At 70.9% G+C, this 18235-nt stretch carries 17 protein-coding genes and 1 pseudogene; 3 read left to right on the plus strand and 15 right to left on the minus strand.

What is annotated here, in order from left to right:
• Positions 1 to 23: 23 nt before the first annotated feature.
• The 6 genes from ACFUC1_RS10350 to ngcE form a co-directional block, all read right to left on the minus strand.
• Positions 24 to 1589: a serine/threonine-protein kinase gene (locus ACFUC1_RS10350; RefSeq protein WP_379119332.1), complete on the minus strand. Its 1566-nt coding sequence runs from the start codon at positions 1587 to 1589 to the stop codon at positions 24 to 26.
• 86 nt (positions 1590 to 1675) lie between these two features.
• Positions 1676 to 2638 (minus strand): methylmalonyl Co-A mutase-associated GTPase MeaB, encoded by a 963-nt coding sequence (gene meaB / locus ACFUC1_RS10355; protein ID WP_379119334.1) that lies wholly within the window; start codon positions 2636 to 2638, stop codon positions 1676 to 1678.
• A gap of 46 nt (positions 2639 to 2684) precedes the next feature.
• Positions 2685 to 3893, minus strand: coding sequence for an acetyl-CoA C-acetyltransferase (locus ACFUC1_RS10360; protein WP_379119336.1), 1209 nt, complete (start codon positions 3891 to 3893; stop codon positions 2685 to 2687).
• A gap of 104 nt (positions 3894 to 3997) precedes the next feature.
• Entirely contained in the window at positions 3998 to 4906 is a 909-nt protein-coding gene (locus ACFUC1_RS10365) for a carbohydrate ABC transporter permease (protein ID WP_310149189.1), read from the minus strand.
• Positions 4906 to 5889 carry a carbohydrate ABC transporter permease gene (locus tag ACFUC1_RS10370; protein WP_379119339.1) on the minus strand — a complete coding sequence of 328 codons (984 nt, stop codon included), beginning with the start codon at positions 5887 to 5889 and terminating at the stop codon, positions 4906 to 4908. The genes ACFUC1_RS10365 and ACFUC1_RS10370 overlap by 1 nt, the downstream gene beginning before the upstream one ends.
• A gap of 86 nt (positions 5890 to 5975) precedes the next feature.
• The gene (ngcE, locus tag ACFUC1_RS10375) at positions 5976 to 7391 is read right to left on the minus strand and encodes an N-acetylglucosamine/diacetylchitobiose ABC transporter substrate-binding protein (RefSeq protein ID WP_379119341.1); all 1416 of its coding nucleotides are present in this window, start codon (positions 7389 to 7391) and stop codon (positions 5976 to 5978) included.
• 132 nt (positions 7392 to 7523) lie between these two features.
• Between ngcE and ACFUC1_RS10380 the strand changes: the two genes are divergently transcribed.
• The gene (locus ACFUC1_RS10380) at positions 7524 to 9458 is read left to right on the plus strand and encodes a DUF5107 domain-containing protein (protein WP_379119343.1); all 1935 of its coding nucleotides are present in this window, start codon (positions 7524 to 7526) and stop codon (positions 9456 to 9458) included.
• 13 nt (positions 9459 to 9471) lie between these two features.
• On the opposite strand, the gene ACFUC1_RS10385 is transcribed toward ACFUC1_RS10380, so the two are convergent.
• The 8 genes and pseudogenes from ACFUC1_RS10385 to ACFUC1_RS10420 form a co-directional block, all read right to left on the minus strand.
• Entirely contained in the window at positions 9472 to 9888 is a 417-nt protein-coding gene (locus ACFUC1_RS10385; protein ID WP_379119345.1) for a hypothetical protein, read from the minus strand.
• A 138-nt stretch (positions 9889 to 10026) separates the two neighbouring features.
• Positions 10027 to 10452 (minus strand): hypothetical protein, encoded by a 426-nt coding sequence (locus ACFUC1_RS10390; protein WP_379119347.1) that lies wholly within the window; start codon positions 10450 to 10452, stop codon positions 10027 to 10029.
• Between the two features lie 128 nt (positions 10453 to 10580).
• Positions 10581 to 11066, minus strand: a complete 486-nt coding sequence (locus ACFUC1_RS10395; protein WP_379119350.1) for a TadE/TadG family type IV pilus assembly protein — start codon at positions 11064 to 11066, stop codon at positions 10581 to 10583.
• A complete protein-coding gene (locus ACFUC1_RS10400) occupies positions 11066 to 11413 on the minus strand; it encodes a TadE/TadG family type IV pilus assembly protein (RefSeq protein ID WP_379119352.1) in 348 nt (115 codons plus the stop codon). The genes ACFUC1_RS10395 and ACFUC1_RS10400 overlap by 1 nt, the downstream gene beginning before the upstream one ends.
• Before the next feature lie 74 nt (positions 11414 to 11487).
• Positions 11488 to 11685: a hypothetical protein gene (locus tag ACFUC1_RS10405; RefSeq protein WP_379119354.1), complete on the minus strand. Its 198-nt coding sequence runs from the start codon at positions 11683 to 11685 to the stop codon at positions 11488 to 11490.
• Between the two features lie 39 nt (positions 11686 to 11724).
• A complete protein-coding gene (locus tag ACFUC1_RS10410) occupies positions 11725 to 12672 on the minus strand; it encodes a type II secretion system F family protein (protein WP_379119357.1) in 948 nt (315 codons plus the stop codon).
• A complete protein-coding gene (locus ACFUC1_RS10415) occupies positions 12669 to 13538 on the minus strand; it encodes a type II secretion system F family protein (protein ID WP_379119359.1) in 870 nt (289 codons plus the stop codon). Before ACFUC1_RS10415 ends, ACFUC1_RS10410 begins: the two co-directional genes overlap by 4 nt.
• A gap of 1 nt (position 13539) precedes the next feature.
• Positions 13540 to 14148 (minus strand): annotated as a pseudogene (locus ACFUC1_RS10420) (ATPase, T2SS/T4P/T4SS family); the annotation flags it as partial.
• A 22-nt stretch (positions 14149 to 14170) separates the two neighbouring features.
• Between ACFUC1_RS10420 and ACFUC1_RS10425 the strand changes: the two are divergent.
• Complete coding sequence (locus tag ACFUC1_RS10425) at positions 14171 to 15580, plus strand: recombinase family protein (RefSeq protein WP_379119361.1); 1410 nt, start codon at positions 14171 to 14173, stop codon at positions 15578 to 15580.
• A 125-nt stretch (positions 15581 to 15705) separates the two neighbouring features.
• Here the strand turns inward: ACFUC1_RS10425 and ACFUC1_RS10430 are convergent, their stop codons facing one another.
• The gene (locus tag ACFUC1_RS10430; protein ID WP_379119363.1) at positions 15706 to 16272 is read right to left on the minus strand and encodes a hypothetical protein; all 567 of its coding nucleotides are present in this window, start codon (positions 16270 to 16272) and stop codon (positions 15706 to 15708) included.
• A gap of 988 nt (positions 16273 to 17260) precedes the next feature.
• Between ACFUC1_RS10430 and ACFUC1_RS10435 the strand changes: the two genes are divergently transcribed.
• Positions 17261 to 18148: a ZIP family metal transporter gene (locus tag ACFUC1_RS10435; RefSeq protein ID WP_379119365.1), complete on the plus strand. Its 888-nt coding sequence runs from the start codon at positions 17261 to 17263 to the stop codon at positions 18146 to 18148.
• The last annotated feature ends 87 nt before the right edge of the window (positions 18149 to 18235 follow it).

Here is an 18235-nt window from a genome sequence, read left to right on the forward strand (position 1 = left end):
CCTCCCGGTGTCATGCGGCCTCGCTAGACCTGCGAGTCCGAGTCGATGAGCCACGAGTCGCCGCTGCGCACGACGGTGAGCACGTGGTTCTCCTTGCTCTTCGTGCCGTCCGTCTTCGCGAACGTGAGGGCCAACCGCACCTCGCCCGACTGGGCGTCGGCCGTGGTCTTTCCCACGTCGACCTTGGTGATGCCCGACCAGAACTGCTCGTACCCGGCCCGGCCCCCCGACTCCTTCTGGAAGCTCGGCGTGAGCTCGGCGAACGTCTGGTCGCGCTTGTCGGCCTGGGTCACGTTCGCGTAGTAGGTCTTGACGAAGTCGGCGAGCGCCTTGTCGTCCTTGGCCGACGACGTCGTGGTGGTCGTCGTCGACGGGGTGGTCGTCGTGCTGCTGGAGCTGCTGCTCGAGGAGCTGGACGAGGACGAGGTGGACGACGGGGTCTCCGTCTTGGCCGGGGCGGTGATCGTGGTCGTCGTCGGCGTCCGGGGGGTGTTGCTCCCGAACCCGTCGGTCACGGCATACAGGATGCCCAGCAGGAGCGCCACGGCAGCGAGGACGGCCACGAGCCAGAGCAGCGCCCTGTTCCCGCCCCGGTCGTCGCGGGGGCCGCGCGGACCGCCCGGAGGGACCGGGCCGGCCGGGTACGGCTCGGGGTCCGCGGCGTACGGCGCGGCGACGGGAGCCTGCTCCATCCGCTGGGTCCCCTCGACCGGCTCGGCGATCAGCTCGGTGGCGGCGGCTCCCGCGCCCACGGCAGCCGCGGCCCCCGGGATCGCGCCGGCCGGCAGCGCCAGGGTGGTGTCGCCGGCGGCGACCCGCCGCAGGCGCTCGCTGGCGGTGGCCATGTCCCAGCGGCGCGCAGGGTCGTGCTCCATCATCGCCGTGATGGCACCCGCCAGCGGTCCGGCGTGCTCCATCGGGCGCGCCTCGCCGTTGGCGATCGCCTGCAGCGTCGCGAGCGGGTTCGCCTGGGCCTCGTACGGCGGCTGGCCCTCCACGGCGTAGTAGAGGGTCGCGCCGAGGGCCCACACGTCCGAGGCCGGCGTCGGGTCGCCGCCGCGGGCCAGCTCGGGCGAGAGGTAACCGGGCGTGCCCGTCATGAAGCCGGTCTGGGTGAGCTGGTCGTCGGCGTGCGCGCGGGCGATGCCGAAGTCGCTGATCTTGGGGGTGCCGGTGACGTCCATGAGGATGTTCCCGGGCTTGATGTCGCGGTGGACGATGCCGCGCTCGTGGGCCCGGGCGAGGGCGCCGGCGACGGCCGCGCCGATGCCGGCGACCGTGGTGGCCGGCAGGGCGCCCTCGTCGCGGATGCGCTCAGCGAGGCTCTGGCCCTGGACGTACTCCATGACGAGCCAGTGGGTGTCGTCCTGGTCGACGACGTCGAAGACCCCGACGGCGTTGGGGTGGTTCAGCGAGGCGGCGATCCGCGCCTCGCGCATGGCCCGCGCCTGGGCGGCGGGGTCACCCGGCAGCGCACCGATCTGCTTGACCGCGACCTCGCGGCCGAGGACGGTGTCACGGCACAACCACACGGTGCCCATGCCGCCGCTGCCGATGGCACGCAGCACCTCGTAGCGTCCGGCGATCACCTGGGGCGGCACAGGGTTCCTTTCCGTCGGGTCCGGGGATCACCCTATTGCCCGCGGCGCCGTCGTCCACACCTCGGTCCGGGCTCTCACTCCAGGGCGGCGACCACCTGGTCGGCTGCGGTGTAGGGGTCGGTGCGGCCCTCGACGACCGCGGCGGCGAGCTCGTCCACGCCGTTGCCGTGGCGCAGGTCGCCCATCTTCTCGCGCAGGGACTTGATCGCGATCGACTCGATCTCGTCACCGGCGCGGCGGATCCGGCGCTCGCGCAGCGTGCCGTTGCCCTCCATCCAGGACCGGTGCTTCTCGATCGCCTCGACCACCTCGTCGACGCCCTGGCCCTGCGCCGCCACGGTCTTGACGACGGGAGGACGCCACAGGCCGGGCTCGGTGCGGTCGCCGAGGCTGATCATGTGCCGGATGTCGCGCACGGTGGCGTCCGCGCCCTCGCGGTCGGCCTTGTTGACGACGAAGACGTCGCCGATCTCGAGGATGCCGGCCTTCGCGGCCTGGATGCCGTCGCCCATGCCGGGCGCGAGCAGCACGATCGTCGTGTCGGCCAGGCCCGCGACCTCCACCTCGGACTGCCCCACGCCGACGGTCTCGACGAGCACGACGTCGCAGCCGGCGGCGTCGAGCACCCGCAGCGCCTGCGGGGTCGTCCAGGACAGGCCACCGAGGTGGCCGCGGCTGGCCATCGAGCGGATGTAGACCTGCGGGTCCAGGGCGTGGTCCTGCATGCGCACGCGGTCACCGAGGAGCGCGCCGCCGGAGAACGGCGACGAGGGGTCCACGGCCAGGATCCCCACCCGCTTGCCCTGCTCGCGGTATGCCGTGACCAGCGCGTTCGTCGACGTGGACTTCCCGACGCCCGGGCTGCCGGTGATGCCGATGACGTGCGCGTTCCCCGTGTGGGGGGTCAGCGCCGCCATCACCTCGCGCAGGGCGGGGTGGGCGTCCTCGACGAGCGAGATGAGGCGGGCGACGGCCCGCGGCGAGCCTGCCCTGGCCGACTCGACCAGGGCAGGGACGTCGACGGTGCGGGGAGCCAAGCGGGGTCCTCCGTGCGGGAGCGGTGTCGGGCCGGTGGGAGCCGGCTCAGGCCTGCGGGACGCGGATCACGAGGGCGTCGCCCTGGCCGCCACCGCCGCAGAGCGCGGCCGCACCGACGCCACCACCGCGGCGCTTGAGCTCGAGCGCGAGGTGCAGGGCGATGCGGGCGCCGGACATCCCGATGGGGTGGCCGAGGGCGATCGCGCCGCCGTTGACGTTGACCTTGTCGAGGTCGATGCCGAGCTCCTTGGCCGACGCGAGGCCCACCGCGGCGAACGCCTCGTTGATCTCGACCAGGTCGAGGTCGGCGGGCGTGATGCCCTCCTTCTCGCAGGCCTTGACGATGGCGCGGGCGGGCTGCTGCTGCAGCGTGGAGTCGGGACCGGCGACGACGCCGTGGGCGCCGATCTCGGCGAGCCAGGTCAGGCCCAGCTCCTGCGCCTTGGCCTTGCTCATGACGACGACCGCGGCGGCCCCGTCGCTGATCTGCGAGGCGGTGCCGGCCGTGATGGTGCCGTCCTTGCTGAACGCCGGGCGCAGCTTGCCGAGGGTCTCGGTCGTGGTGTCGGCGCGGATGCCCTCGTCGGTCCTGAACTCGACCGGGTCGCCCTTGCGCTGCGGGATCGAGACGGGCACGACCTCGTCGTCGAAGAGGCCGTCCTTCCAGGCGCGGGCGGCGAGCTGGTGGCTGCGGGCGCCGAACTCGTCCTGCTGCTCACGGGTGAACTGCTGGTCGCCGGTGTTGGCCTGCTCGGTCAGCAGGCCCATGGCCTGGTCGGTGAAGGCGTCCCACAGGCCGTCGAAGGCCATGTGGTCGCGCATCGTCACGTCGCCGTACTTGAAGCCATCGCGGGACTTCTCCAGCAGGTGCGGCGCGTTGGTCATCGACTCCTGGCCACCGGCGACGACGATGTCGAACTCGCCGGCGCGGATGAGCTGGTCGGCCAGGGCGATCGCGTCGATCCCGGACAGGCAGACCTTGTTGATGGTCAGGGCCGGGACGGTCATCGGGATGCCCGCCTTCGCGGCGGCCTGGCGCGCGGGGATCTGCCCGGCACCGGCCTGCAGCACCTGGCCCATGATCACGTAGTCGACCTGCTCGGGCGCGACGCCCGACTTCTCGAGCGCACCCTTGATGGCGACGGCGCCGAGGTCGGCCCCGGAGAAGTCCTTGAGCGAGCCGAGCAGCCGGCCCATGGGGGTGCGGGCACCCGCGACGATCACCGACACCGTGCGGTCAGGCGAAGTTGTCATGACGAAAGGCCTCCAGCGCCGTTGGGGATCAACCTCCGGCCACTCTAGTGCGGCCGGGTGGGACCGGGACCGCCCGGCCGGGTGGCGCTGACCACACCCGGCGGCTACTTCAGCGTGCCCTGCGAGAGGGAGCCCTGGAGCTGGCGCTGGGAGAAGATGTAGACCACGAGGACGGGGACGATCGTGATGACCACGGCCGCGAAGAGCTGGCCGAAGTCCACGGCATACCCCGCCTGGGAAGCGAAGCGCGCCATGCCCTGCGACAGGACGTAGTTGTCCTCGTTGGTGTTGAGGGCGACGGGCAGCAGGAACTGGTTCCACAGGCCGAGGAAGTTGAAGATCGCGATGGCGACGATGCCCGGCCGCGCCATCGGCAGCATGACCTGGGCGAAGGTGCGCCACTCCCCCGCGCCGTCGAGCTCGGCGGCCTCGGCGATCTCCTGCGGCAGCGCCCGGAAGAACGGGAAGAGGAAGAACACCGTGAACGGGAAGGCGAACGCGACGTAGGTGGCGATGAGGCCGGGCAGGGTGTTGAGCAGACCGGTGTTCTTCAGGACGAAGAACAGCGGCACGATCGCCAGGAAGATCGGGAAGGTCAGGCCCGCGAGGATCAGGTAGTACACGATGCCGCTGCCGGGGAACGGGTAGCGGGCGAGGGAGTATGCCGCGGCGGAGCCCAGAACCATGACGAGCACCAGGGCCGACGTCACGACGATGACGGAGTTGAGCATGTACCGGCCGATGTGGGAGTCGTTCCACGCGCCGATGTAGTTGTCGAAGCTCCAGTGCTGCGGCAGGGCCAACGGCGAGGAGAAGATCTCGCCGGTCGTCTTCCAGGAGGACAGGAAGACCCACACCAGCGGCAGGATCACGATGATCGACCACAGCGTCAGGACGACGTGGGAGACGACCGTGACCGTGCGGTCGCCCTTGGACAGCGGCGACGCGGTCGGGACGGCGGTGGCCTCGGGAGCCTCGGTGCGTGGGGTCCGCGGCGGGTTCGCGACGCTCATCAGCGGTCCTTCCCCTTGGTGAGTCGGTTGACGAGGAAGACGACCGCCGCGAAGAGCAGCGTCAGCACCGCGAGGACGACACCCATGGCGCTCGCCAGGCCGAACTGGCCCTTCTTGAACGCCGTGTTGAACAAGTCCTGGGTCATCGTCAGGGTGGTGTTCTGCGGGCCGCCGCTGGGGTTCAGGGCGGCCATGTAGACGAACGCGTCGAGGGCGAGGATGCCGAGGTAGATGTAGGCCGTCTGCACGGTCTCGCGCACCATGGGGATCGTCACGATCATCGTCATCCGGAACCGGCCGGCCCCGTCGACACGGGCGGCGTCGTAGAGCTCGGCCGGGATGCCCTTGATGGCGGCGATGAACAGCACCATGTAGAAGCCGACGAAGCCCCAGACGATGACGAACATGGTGACCGGCATCGCGGTGCCGACCTCACCGAGCCAGGCAAAGGACTTGAAGTGGTCGAGGCCGATGCCGGTCAGCAGGCCGTTGACCAGGCCGGCGGACGGGTCGAACATCTGCGACCAGATGAGGCCGATGACGATGGCCGGGATCGTGTACGGGAAGAACGAGACGATCCGGTAGAACGACGAGTGCGACAGGCCGCGGACCGAGCCGGTGCTGGAGCCGCCGACGGTGACCATCGTCGCGAGCGCCAGCGACAGCGCGATCGTGGCCAGTGGCACGACGATCGCGAGCAGCAGGTTGTTGCGGACCGCCTTGAGGAAGATGTCGTCCTGCAGCAGCGCCTTGTAGTTGCCGAGGCCGACGAACTGGAACGTGTCGGAGAAGCCGCTCCAGTTGGTCAGGCTGTAGATGAACGCCTGGACGAACGGCCACAGGACGAACACGGCATAGAACGCGAACGGCAGGCCGAGCGTCACCAGGACGAAGATCCGGCGGGACATCGGCATCCGCCGGCGCCGGCGCCTGGTCGCCGCGGCCACTGCCGTCGACGGGGCTGAGGGGACGACTGCGCTCATGGTGGCCTCTCGATCAGGTTGCGGTCAGGCGACGGCCCGGCCCGGCACGGTCCCCCACGGGGTCCCGCGCCGGGCCGGGCAGGGCGTCACTTGACCTCGACCTTCTTGACCGACGGGTCGTTGGCGACCTTGTCGGTGATCTTCTGCAGCTGGCTGGTCAGCGCCTTGGCGTCGATCTGGCCGGCCAGGAAGGCGTTCCACGGCACGAGCATGTCCTGGTTCATGCCGTAGACGTCGACGAAGTTCCAGGTGAACACGTCGGTGCCGGCGTCCTTGAGCATCTTGCCCTGGGACTGCAGCGCGGTGGACCCGAAGCCGTCGGCCGGGACCGTGTCCTTGACGATCGTCGGGGACAGCTTGGTCTTGGCGAAGTTGGTCGCGGCCTCCTTGGACAGCATGGTCCGCAGGAGCTCCTTGCCACCGGCGACGTTCTTGGCCTTGCTCGGCACGACGAACGGCTCACCGGCCGCGGAGTGCAGCGCGGTGTACGGCATCTTCGAGCCGGAGGTGAGGGTCATCTCCGGGGCACCGGTCATCTTGAAGTCGGCCTTGGTCTGCTTCTTCATCTCGTTCTCGATCCACGAGCCCGAGGGGTAGAGCAGGGCGGCCTGGTCGTTCGACCACTGGGCCTGGGCCGCGGTGAACTGGGTGCCGCCACCGCCGGGCTTCATGTAGCCCTTCTTGACGATGGTCTCGAGCGCCTGGAAGACGCCCTGCACGGCCGGCTTGGACCAGGCGTCGGGCTTGAGGTTCTCCAGCGCCAGGCGGACGTCGTCGCCGCCCTCCTTGATCGCCGAGGCGATGGCGAGGGTCTGGTAGTAGGTCGCGGCCTCCTTGCCCCACAGCATGAGGTACTTGCCCTTGGCCTTGGCCTTCTCGCCGAGCGCGATGGCCTCGTCCCACGTCTTCGGCGGGGTCCAGCCGTTCTGCTCGAACAGCGAGGCGGAGTACCAGATCGCGTACACGGTCTGGACGTAGTTGATCGCGACGAGCTTGCCGTTGATGGTGCCGGGCGCCTCGACACCGGGGTACAGGGTGTCCGAGATGGTCGTGCCCTCGAGGTTCTTGGCCGCGAACACGTCCTTGAGGTCCACCAGCTGGTCGGCGATGGTGTTGAGGCCGATCGCGTTGGCGCCGGAGTTGTCGATGAGGTCCGGCGGGTTCCCGCCGACGAACCGCGGCTGCAGCTCCTGGGCGATCTGGGTCGAGGGCTTGACCGTGACCTTGCTGCCCGACTGGTTCTTCTGCATGACGTCAGCGGCGAAGGTGACGTAGTCGTAGCCGTACCCGCCGTTGAAGATCACGGCCTCGACGGTGGACTTGTCGGCCATGCCGAACGGGTTCTTGTCGCTCTTGGTCCCGCTTGCGGCCGAGCTGCTGGAGCTCCCCCCGCCACCGGTCGCGCACCCCGCCAGCGCACCCGCCGCCGGCAGGGCGAGGCCTGCCGCGAAGGCCAGGCGCAGAATCGTGCGCCGCTCGACCTGCTCACCACGTAGATCCATCAGTTTCCCTACCTCCACGTATCGGCTGACCGCCATTGGCCACCGCTCGGCATGATCCCCACATCGTGGTGCGCGTGATTGGTTGTGTCAATAACGTTGACAGAACCAATCAATATCGATCAGGGTGCGCTCATGGCAGACACCCCCCGGCCGGCGCGTGTCCGTGTCCTCTCGCTCCCCGTGCGCGGCTCTCTCCCCGGCCCGGAAGGACAGCTGCCGCCACTGAAGCACGTGCGTCGCAGCGCCGTCCCGCGGCTCGCCGGGGCGGCGTCGGCGCAGATGCGCGAGCGGGTCGGCCGTGGCCGCCTGGGCAGTCCGCTGCCCTACGGCATCCAGAGCGACTACGACCGGGGCGCCGCTGACCTCGAGCTTCCTGCGCTCGAGCTCACCAACGGGCTGGTGACGGCGACCGTCCTTCCCGGTCTCGGCGGGCGCGTCTGGTCCCTCGTCGACCACACCCGTGACCGGGAGCTGCTCTTCGTCAACCCGCGGCTGCGGTTCGCCAACTTCGGCCTCACGGACGCCTGGTTCGCCGGCGGCATCGAGTGGAACCTCGGGTCCACCGGGCACACCACGCTCTCCTCGCGCCCGGTGCACGCTGCGGTGGTCGACGCCCCCGACGGCCCGGTCGTGCGCCTGTGGGAGTGGGAGCGCACGCGCGACCTCGTCATGCAGGTCGACCTGCGGCTCGACGGCACCCGCCTGCTCGCCTCGACCCGCGTCGTCAACCCCGACCCCGACGACAAGCCGCTGTACTGGTGGACCAACATCGCCGTCCCCGAGACGCCGGGCACCCGGGTGCTCGTCCCGGCGACGCATGCCTGGCGCACCGACTACACGGGGATGCTCGACCGGGTCGAGGTGCCCTTCCCCGACGGCGACGTCGACATCAGCCGGCCGCAGGCGTCGACGTATGCCGCGGACTACTTCTACGAGGTCGCGGACCAGCAGGGGCGCCTGGTGTGCGCGGTCGAGCCGGACGGGCGCGGGCTCGCGCAGACCTCGACCGGCGAGCTGACCGGCCGCAAGCTCTTCCTGTGGGGGACGGGCCCCGGTGGCCGCCGGTGGCAGGAGTGGCTGAGCACGCCGGACACCCGCTACCTCGAGGTCCAGGCGGGCGTCTGCCAGACCCAGCTCGAGCACGACGTCATCGAGGGCGGTGCGACCCGGTCGTGGACCGAGGCGTTCGTGGCCGTCGACCTCGACCCGGAGCAGGCCGGTGGGGAGTATGCCGCGGCGTCCGCGGCCGCGCGCGCAGCCGTGCACGCGGCCGTCCCGCCGGCCGAGCTCGAGGAGCTGCACGCGCGGTGGCTGGCGCAGGTGGCCGAGCTGCCGCCGGGCGAGCTGGTGCAGACGGGGTCGGGCTGGGGCCACGCGGAACTGGTGCTGCGCAGCCAGGACGCGCCCGCCGGGCTGGCCTTCCCCCCGGTGCAGGACGCCAGCGCCCCGCTGGCGCGGTTCGCGGCCGGGGACGTCGCCGCGCTGGACGACGTCCCCGCCGACGCGCCGACCATCCCCCCGGTTTCGTCACGCTGGGCTCAGGCGTTCGCAGCCGCCGAGGAGGACGGCGCCCACGGCTGGTGGCTCTCCTACGCGCGGGCCGTGGGGCACCACGCCCGCGGGGAGCTCGACGAGGCACGCGCGGCATACGGGCACAGCGTGGGGCTGCGACCCACGGCACCGGCGCTGCGCGGGCTCGCGGTGCTCGCGACGGACGTCGACCAGGCGGACGCGCTCTACGCTCACGCGCTCGAGCTCACGCCGCGGGACCGGCAGCTGTGGACCGAGCGGCTCGTGGCGCTGCTCGCGGCGGATCGGCCGGACGCCGTGGTGGAGGCGGCGCACGACATGCCGGAGGACCTGCGCAGGCACGGACGCACGCAGCTGGTGCTGGCGCAGGCGCTCGTCGCGCGCGGAGACCACGAGGCGGCCCTGGAGATCCTCGACGGGCTGGAGGTGCCGGACCTCGCCGAGGGCGACATCCCGACCGCCGAGCTGTGGCACGTGCTGCGGCCCGGTGATCCGGTGCCGGAACGACTCGACTTCAGGATGTCGCGCGAGGCGTAGGGCGGAGCGCCGGTCAGCTGGGGCGGAGCTCGGCGGGCAGCTCGATGCCGTGCTCCTGGGCGTACCGGACCATGTTGGGCATGATGACGGCGGACTGGGCCTGCAACTCGGCGGTGGGGGTGAAGGCGACGTACTGGCCGCCGGCGTACTGGACGGGCGTGTGGCCGGGCTCGATGACGAAGGCGTCGCCCGCGGAGTAGACCTCCTCGGTGCCGTCGGCGCCGCGGATGCCGAGCTTGCCCTTGATCACGTAGCCGACGTGGTGCGCCTGGCACTGGTCGCCCTCGCCGCCGCGGTAGAAGGGCGCGAGGTCGAGGTCCGTGAGGGTGCGCTCCATCGAGACAGTCCAGCCGTCGATGTCCTGCTCGTACGTCTCGAAGTACCCGGGGACGTGCATGTGCGTGGCCCGCTCCTTGGACATGGTCGTCATGACTTCTCCTCTGTCGACGGTCCCTGCAGGCGGCACGGTGCGCCGCTGCGCACCACGCTGTTCCCGGCCCGCAGGCGGCCACAGGGGCGAAGGTCCTTGCGCCACCCCGCGACGGTTGGCTAGCGGCTGGTGGGAGGTCTAGGGGCTCGGCTCGAGCTCGGCCCGCGCCCGGGACTCGACCGTGATCGTGACCGAGCTGCCGAACGCGTCCAGGAGCGGACCCACGAACGGCAGGTCGGCCTCACCCGTGAGCCGGACGACGGCGGTCTGGCCGTCCGGGCTGCCCGTGCCGGCAGACACCTGCCAGGCGCGCATTGCCGGAGGCAGGGGGCGGGCGGCGAGGTAGTCCGTGGCCGTGCGCCGGACGGTGTCGTCACTGACCGCCACAGCCTCGTCCAGGCCCGCGCGGTAGGCGCCGAGGTCGAGGGAGTCGGCGGCGTCGAGCGCAGCACCGTCGGCGGCGTCGAGCAGGCGCACCCGGGAGAGCTGCGCCGACGTCACGGCCACCGTCCCCATGATGAGCAGTGCAGCCACGAGGGTGTATCCGAGGACGAGCAGGGTCACCTGGCCGGACTCGCCGGCCCCGCGGTGGAGACGCAGGCGCGCACGGAGACCGCGCCGCAGCCACGCAGGCAGGTCGTGGCACCGTGCGCCGACGTCGTGGGGCAGCCCCCTGCCCGATCCCGCCCCCCTCATGGCACGCCCCGGAAGCGGTCGACCACGGCCACGTGGCTGGCGGTGACCGGGACCTCGAGCGGGACCACGTCCCGGGCGAACGCCGGAACCAGCGGCAGGGGCACGGTCACGGTCGCCTGCATGGTGACCCGACCGTCGGGGCGCAGGCACGGGTCGCCGTCACAGCTCATCGTCAGCACGCCCTCCCCTCCGAACCCCTGGTCCTCGAAGGCGATCCTGGCCGCCGCGTCAGCCCGTGCGCCGGCGTCCTGCTGGCGCTGGGCAGTGACGTACGCGCGGCCGGCCTCGCGGACGGCGGCGGACGCGGCATACGACCCGGCCTGGAGGCGAGCGAGGACCATCACGAGGTAGATGAGCGGCACCATCATCAGCACCGCGAGGAAGACGAACTCGACGAGGGCGCTGCCCCGCTCCCCGCCGGCCCGAAGGCGTGCGGTCGTGGTGGCGCGGGGTCGGGACAGGACGAGGCGGAGCAGCAGCATCACTGGTTCTCCTCGAACGCGCGGCCGACCACGTCGAGCCCCGCGTCGGGGCCGAGCGGCCCCAGCACCGGCAACGGCGCGACGACGCGGACGACGACCACCGCAACCCCGTCGGACTGGCCGACCGACACCGAGACGTCCCGGGCGAAACGCGGGGAGAGCGACTGCGCGATCAGCTCGCGCGCGCGCTCGGCTCCGACACCCGGGTCGACGTCCGCGCGGGCGCCGAACCGCGCTCCCTCGGACGCGCAGGACACCAACGTGTTGCGGACGTGCAGCGCCAGCCCGAGCTGGAGGACCGCCAGGAACAGCACCGTGACCAGGACCCCGACCAGGACGAAGTCCACGACCGCGGCGCCGCCCTCGCCACGGGCTGGACGCCGAAGTAGAGGGCGTGCGCCCGCAGGGCGGCGGGGCACGGTCAGCCCGTGACGTTGGACATCGCGCGGTGGAACATCGCCTCGAGCTCGCTGCCGGCGACCTTCCAGAGGACGGCGACGAGCCCGGCGGTCATCAGCGTGATCATGACCCAGCCCGGGACGTCGCCGCGCTCCCCGCGGCGCACGACGTCGGTGAGGGCCCACTGCGCGCGCAGCACGGCCTTGGCGAGGACGGTCATCGGTCTTCCTTTCGTAGCGGCTGTCGTCGGGACAACGCCTCAGATCGAGAAGCGCAGGAACGCGAAACCCGGGTAGACGGCGAACAGGACGGTCACGGGGAGGACGAGGAAGACGACCGGGACCATCATCGCGATCTCCTTCTTGCCCCCGGCCTCCATCACGGCCCGGCGCCCGCTCTCGCGGACGTCCTGGGCCTGCGCGCGCAGCACCTCGGCCAGCGGCGTCCCCCGCTCGACGGCGACGATCATGCCGTCGACGAAGCGGGCCAGGCTGGCGAGGCCGGTGCGGTCGGCCAGGCCCTGGAGGGCGGTCGGCAGGTTCGCACCGGCGCGCGCATCGGCGAGACAGCGCGCGAGCTCGGCCGACAGCTCACCGTGGGACAGGCGGCAGACCCGCTCCAGGGCACCGACCGCGCCCTCCCCGGCGCCGACCGCGAGGGCCAGCAGCTCCGCGACCGTCGGGAACTCCGCCAGCATGCGCTGCTCGCGCCGCTCGGCCTCGCGGGTCAGCCAACGGTCGCGGGCCACGACGCCGGCCCCGGCGCCGCAGAACGTGACGACCACCGACGGGACGACCGACCCACCCTGGCCGAGCCACATGACCGCGCCGACCGCCGATCCCAGCACGAGACCGGCCGCGCCCCACAGCACCTGCTCGGCGCGGAAGCGCTCCACCTCGGCGCTCCGTCCCGCTCGCAGGAGCCGCCGGCGCACCGAGCTCGCACCGCCGAGGACCTGCTCGAGGCGGGCACCGAGGCCCGCCACGACGGGCCGGGCGAGCTCGGCGAGGGCGCCGCTCCCGCCGACCTGACGGGTCGACAGCAGCCGTGACGGTCGGGGCGCGTCGCGCAGGTAGGGCAGCAGGCGGTCGTCGAGGGTCGCGCGGCGGTTGAGCGGCAACCCCTTCCACACCAGGACGAGGCCCAGCCCGAGGACCGCCCCGAGCAGCGCTCCCGGCCACGACACGACCTGGCCCAGCGCGGTCACCGCAGCACCCGCTCGTCCTCGGGGAGGCGCCCGATGTGGAGCATGAGGCGGTATGCCACGAGGGTCACCGCCGCGCCCGCGGCAAGGACCAGTGCACCCGTGGTGGTGCTGTAGGCCGAGATCGACTCGGGCCGGGTCGCCAGCATGGCGAGAACCACCCACGGCGCGGCGACCGCGAGCCGGGCGGCGTTGACCGTCCAGCCCTGCCGGGTCTCCAGCTCGGCGCGGGTGCGGGCGTCCTCGCGCAGGAACGTCGACAGGGTCCGCAGCAGGCGGCCGAGGTCGCTGCCACCGACCTCGCGGGCGATGCGCAGGGACTCGACCAGCCGGTCCCCGACCGGGTCGCTCAGTCGCTCCTTGAGCCGGTCCAGGCAGTCCTGGAACCGTCCCGTCGTGCGGTAGTCCTCCGCGAAGGCGGCGAAGGCGGGTCGCAGCTCCTCCGGTCCGCGCCGCCCGAGCTGACCGAGGGCTTCGGGCAGGGCGAGCCCCGCCCGCACGCCCGAGGCGATGTTGTCGACCGCGTCGGGCCACAGCTCACGCAGGCTCGCGCGGCGGCGCCGGGCCCGAGAGCGCACGAGGGCCAGCGGCGCATACCCGGCCATCAGGGCGAAGCACAGCGCGACCGGCGCCACCGAGGTCGTGGCGAGCACGAGCAGCAGGACGACGACGAACGCCACGGCGCACCCCGTCACGAGGCTGCGCGGGCCCACCGACTCGTACCCGGCCTGCACCAGCTCGTCCCGCAGCCGGTCCGCGGGCGTCGTGCGTCGCGGGCCGGTGCGCACCGGTTCGGACGGCACCCACATCGACCACCACACGCAGAACAGGCCGCAGCCGAGGAGCAGCCCCACGTAGGTCCCGGTCACGTCAGTCCCTCCCCAGCAGGGCGGCCACGTCGTAGCCCGCACGCCGGAACCGCTCGGGGTGCGGCGGGAACCCGTCGGCCCCGCGCAGCACGCCGTCGCGCTGGGTGAAGATGTCCGCCGTCTCGACGACGTCACCCTCGACCCGGCCCGGCACCGCCACGACCTCACGGACCCGGCGGACGCCGTCGTGCTCGAGGGCCACGTGGACGACGAGGTCGATCGAACCCGCCACCGTGGGGACCACGAACCGGCTGCCGACGTTCTCCCCCGCCAGCAGCGGAAGCGTGCACATCTTCGTGATCGCCTCGCGAGCGCTGTTGGCGTGGAGGGTGCACATCCCGGGTAGGCCGCTGTTGAGTGCGATGAGCAGGTCGAGGCTCTCGGCCTGGCGGACCTCGCCCACGATGATGCGCGAGGGACGCATCCGCAGGGCCTCCTTGACGAGGCGCCGCAGCGGGATCTCGCCGGTGCCCTCGAGGCTCGGCTGGCGGCACTGCATCGACGCCACGTCTCGCAGCGGGATCTTGAGCTCGAAGACCTCCTCGCACGTGACGACCCGCTCGCGCGGCGGGATGGCCGAGGACAAGCAGTTGAGCAGGGTCGTTTTCCCAATCATTCGTTAATGTGCCCCCATGCCGCCTACTACACCCCGTGCGGTTGCGATCTACGCACGAATCTCCCAAGACCGCGAGGGGGATGGGCTTGGGGTCCTTCGCCAACTGGCCGACTGTCGCGCCGAGGCCGAGCGCCGCAGCTGGGCAGTTGCCGAGGAGTACGTCGACGACGACATCAGCGCCTACTCCGGCAAGGAGCGCCCCGGCTATGAGCAGATGTTGCGCGATCTTGGCGACGGCCTGAGGGACGCCGTCATCGTCTGGCACCTCGACCGCCTCCACCGGCGACCAATTGAGCTCGAACAGTTCGTTCAGGTGTGCACCCGCGCCGGCGTGCAGCACGTGGTCACACTCCACGGCGACTTCAACCTCGGCTCCGGAGACGGCCTCCTTGTCGCCCGCTTACTCGCTGCAGTCGCGGCAAACGAGAGCGATTCCAAACGGCGGCGCGGCAAGCGCAAGGCGTTGGAAGTGGCCCAAACCGGTAAGCCACACATGGGTGGTGGGTTCCGCCCCTTCGGCTACAAACAGGACCGCGTCACCGTCGACGAGGCCGAGGCCCAAGTCCTAAGGACTGTCGCGCACCGGGTATTGGCCGGCGAATCGCTCCCCTCGCTGTGCCGGTGGTTGGACGACAGCAACATCCGCACGACCGGCGGCAAGCTGTGGCGCCCACAAGTGCTTCGCAGTGTGCTGCTCAATCCCCGCTACCAGGGAATGCGCACGTACCAAGGAGAGGTCCTCGGTACGGCGCAATGGCCGCCGATCTTCTCGCCCGACCTCAGCGAACGGCTCAGGATCAAGCTCACCGATCCGAAGCGACGCACCAACCGGGCAGCGCGACGCTATCTCCTGTCGGGCATGTGCCGGTGCTCCAAGTGCGGAGGCGCCATGTACTCGATGATGCGCTACGAAACCCGCCGCTACATCTGTCGATCCGGACCGGGCTTCAACGGGTGCGGCAGCATGACTATCACCGCGGCACCCCTCGAAGAGATGATCGCGGAGGCGGTCCTCTTCCGCCTGGACACCAAGCAGCTGGAGGACGCACTCAACGGGCGGGCACTAGCCGCACCCCATACGACCGCCTTACAGGGCTCCATCGACGACGACGTCGCGCAGCTCGAGGAACTTGCGCAGCTGTACGCCGACCGCTCTATCACCGCCTCCGAGTGGGTGCAGGCACGCAAGAGCATCGAGGACCGCCTGACCCAAACGCGACGCCGACTGGTCAGTGCCACCGGCGCACAGGACGCCTTCAACTACATCGGCCAAGGAAGCGCCCTACGAGGCCAATGGCCCAGCCTGAACCTCGACCGCCAACGCGCCATCGTCAAGGCCGTCCTGAAGCACGTCGTCATTCACCCCGGAAAGCCGGGCGTCCGCTGGGTCGACCCCCAACGTGCCGAACCCATCTGGCGGATCTGACCGCTCTCCGGAAACCCGGCCCAGCAACGCCGACACGCGCTCGACCAGCACCGGCGAACAGACCTTCACAGGGACGCCCTGCTCTGCGCAGGTGCGCTCAACGAGAGCCCTGACGGCCTCAATATCTACGCTGCCCATGACACCCACACCGCTGGCGGTCCTTGCCAGTCCTGAGTTTCGGAGGACCACCACACGTAGTCCGGTGGTCGCGCCATCCGCTCGGTGAGCTGGGCGATGGCCTCCCGGCCCGTGCTGGCGGTGATCGACACCCGGGCTGGTTGGAAGCCTTGGGCGACCTCGTACCGGTGCAGCCCTTCCCATCCTTGGTCGGCGTCCTTGGTGACGTACTTGCCCAGGTACCGGGCGGCCAGGCGCGCTTCCTCGAGCCGGCCGGACCCGGTCGGCAGGTCCCCGAGCAGCTTGATGTGGACGAACCCTCTCCCCCACGCCCGCTCGATCGCGCCCCGTTTGACGTACCGGCCGACGGCGAAGTGCAGGTGCAAACCATGCCCACCCGGGTGCCACTCGGGCACCCACAGGTACGGCAACGCTCCCCCGCCCAGCTCCGCCCGTAGGGTCCGGAAGAACTCCCCCGCGTCCGCGCGGGCTTGTCTGGGGTCGTGGCATCCCTTCCCGGCGTAGGTGAGGGTCCCGAGCCGGTTGAGCCGGTTCGCGGCGCAGTACCGGCGCACCTTCGTCCGCGCCCTCCTGCCCGCTTCGGCCTTGGCCCGTTCCGGATCACCCGGACCGAACGAGGGTCCCCGGCGCACCGGGTACTGCAACGACCCACCCGCCTCACCAGCCTCCGGATACAGGGACGCCACCCACCGCGCGCGCACCGTGCTCTCGGTTCCCACCTGCCACCACTCCTGGCTGAGGGTGCGCCGCGCGGACCAGGGCGACCAGCCGCGCGACGCACCCAGCCGTAGGAGAACCGGGGAACGTCAGACGTGGATGGGACTCACCAGCACCTGGGTCGCCACAGACGCCGAGCCACAGACATGGACCAGCCATGAGCGCGGACCAGAGTCTTTGTCAGTTCGGGTCTTTGGGTGTCTGTGAACGGCCATGAGTTGGGTGCGACCACATCGGGGCCAAGGGTGGGGAGCCGACCCCCAGGCATACGCCGTGAGTTTGTTGGTGTGTGAGTTCTTGGGTGTCTTGTATGGATTTGTCCGCACCAGCAGGCTTGCACCACCCACCGACAGAACTCCACCGCGTACGCCACCAGCCACCAGGTCTTTGCCAAACCCATACCCGAGGGCGCGCCCGCTGGCTCTTTAGGTCAGCAGCTCGACGATCCGCCCCGACCCGGCCGCCTCGGCCCCACACGTGCAGCCGGCGAACACCTCACGCACGTCCCCCACGGCCCCGCTGGTCGGCATGACCAGCTCCCCGGACCAGGCGCGGCCGCACGCGCGACACGTGACGTCAAAGGCCACCCGGCCCAGGCCGGTACAGCCGCAGCTGCACCGCCCGATGACGGGCACCGCCCGGGCCTGCCGAGCCAGACGAGCCCGACGCGCACGATTCCCCATGCCATCCAGTCTCGCGACCCCCTGTGACATCCCCGTCGACCGCACCGGGGGCGGCCTCCCCGCGCGCGGGCGGCCGCGGTTTGACGCGTTAGGTAAGGCTGGCCTAACTTGATGGCGTCGCCAACAACCGGAGGAGTTCGTCGTGGATCTTGGACGTACGTTGGTGCTCGGTTTCATCGCCGGGGTCACGATCTTGATCGGACTGCCGATCGGTCGCCTTCGTCGGCCCACGCCTAGCCTGCGAACGTTCTTGAATGCGACCGCGGTTGGCGTTCTGCTCTTCCTAGTGTGGGACGTTCTGACGCACGCTTGGGAACCGATTGACACGGCTTTGGGCAAGTTCCACGACGGTGGTGGCACGTTGGGCACTGTCTTCGGATACGGCGGTTTGTTCGTCGGAGGACTCGCTGTGGGGCTGCTCTCCCTGGTGGCCTACGAGGGTTGGATCGGCCGAGTCAGCGCCCGAAGTGCCAGCACAGCGCACCCTCACCATGGTCCGGGGGCCATGCACGTAGCAGAGCCGGTTCGTCCCCGCACCGGCATCGCATCCTGGTCGGCAGCCCGCCGGTTGGCGCTGCTGATCGCGGCAGGTATCGGCCTTCACAACTTCGCCGAAGGACTGGCCATCGGCCAGTCTGCCGGGCGCGGTGAGATCGCACTGGCAACCCTGCTGGTCATCGGCTTTGGCTTGCACAACGCCACCGAGGGCTTCGGCATCACAGCGCCCTTGGCTGGCGACTTGACCGCAGACGGCACCCCGCGGCGCCCGTCGTGGCGATTCCTGCTCACCCTCGGCCTGATCGGTGGCGGCCCCACCTTCGTAGGCACCGCCGTCGGACACGGCTTCACGAGCGAGCCGGTCAGCGTGGTGTTCTTGACCCTCGCCGCGGGCTCCATCATCTACGTCGTCACCCAGCTCCTGGGGATCGCCGCCCGCGCCAAGCGCACCGATCTCGTGGCTTGCGGTCTCCTGCTGGGCCTGATCGCCGGCTTCGCCACCGACGCGATCGTCACCGCAGGCGGGGCCTAACCCACCCCACTGAGGAGGCCGGCTGGCGACCAAAACTCGCGCCGTCCCGCTCCCCGAGTTTCGTTGCTACTTCGAGTGAAGAACGGC

This window comes from Pedococcus sp. NPDC057267, assembly GCF_042668795.1.
Taxonomy (GTDB): domain Bacteria; phylum Actinomycetota; class Actinomycetes; order Actinomycetales; family Dermatophilaceae; genus Pedococcus.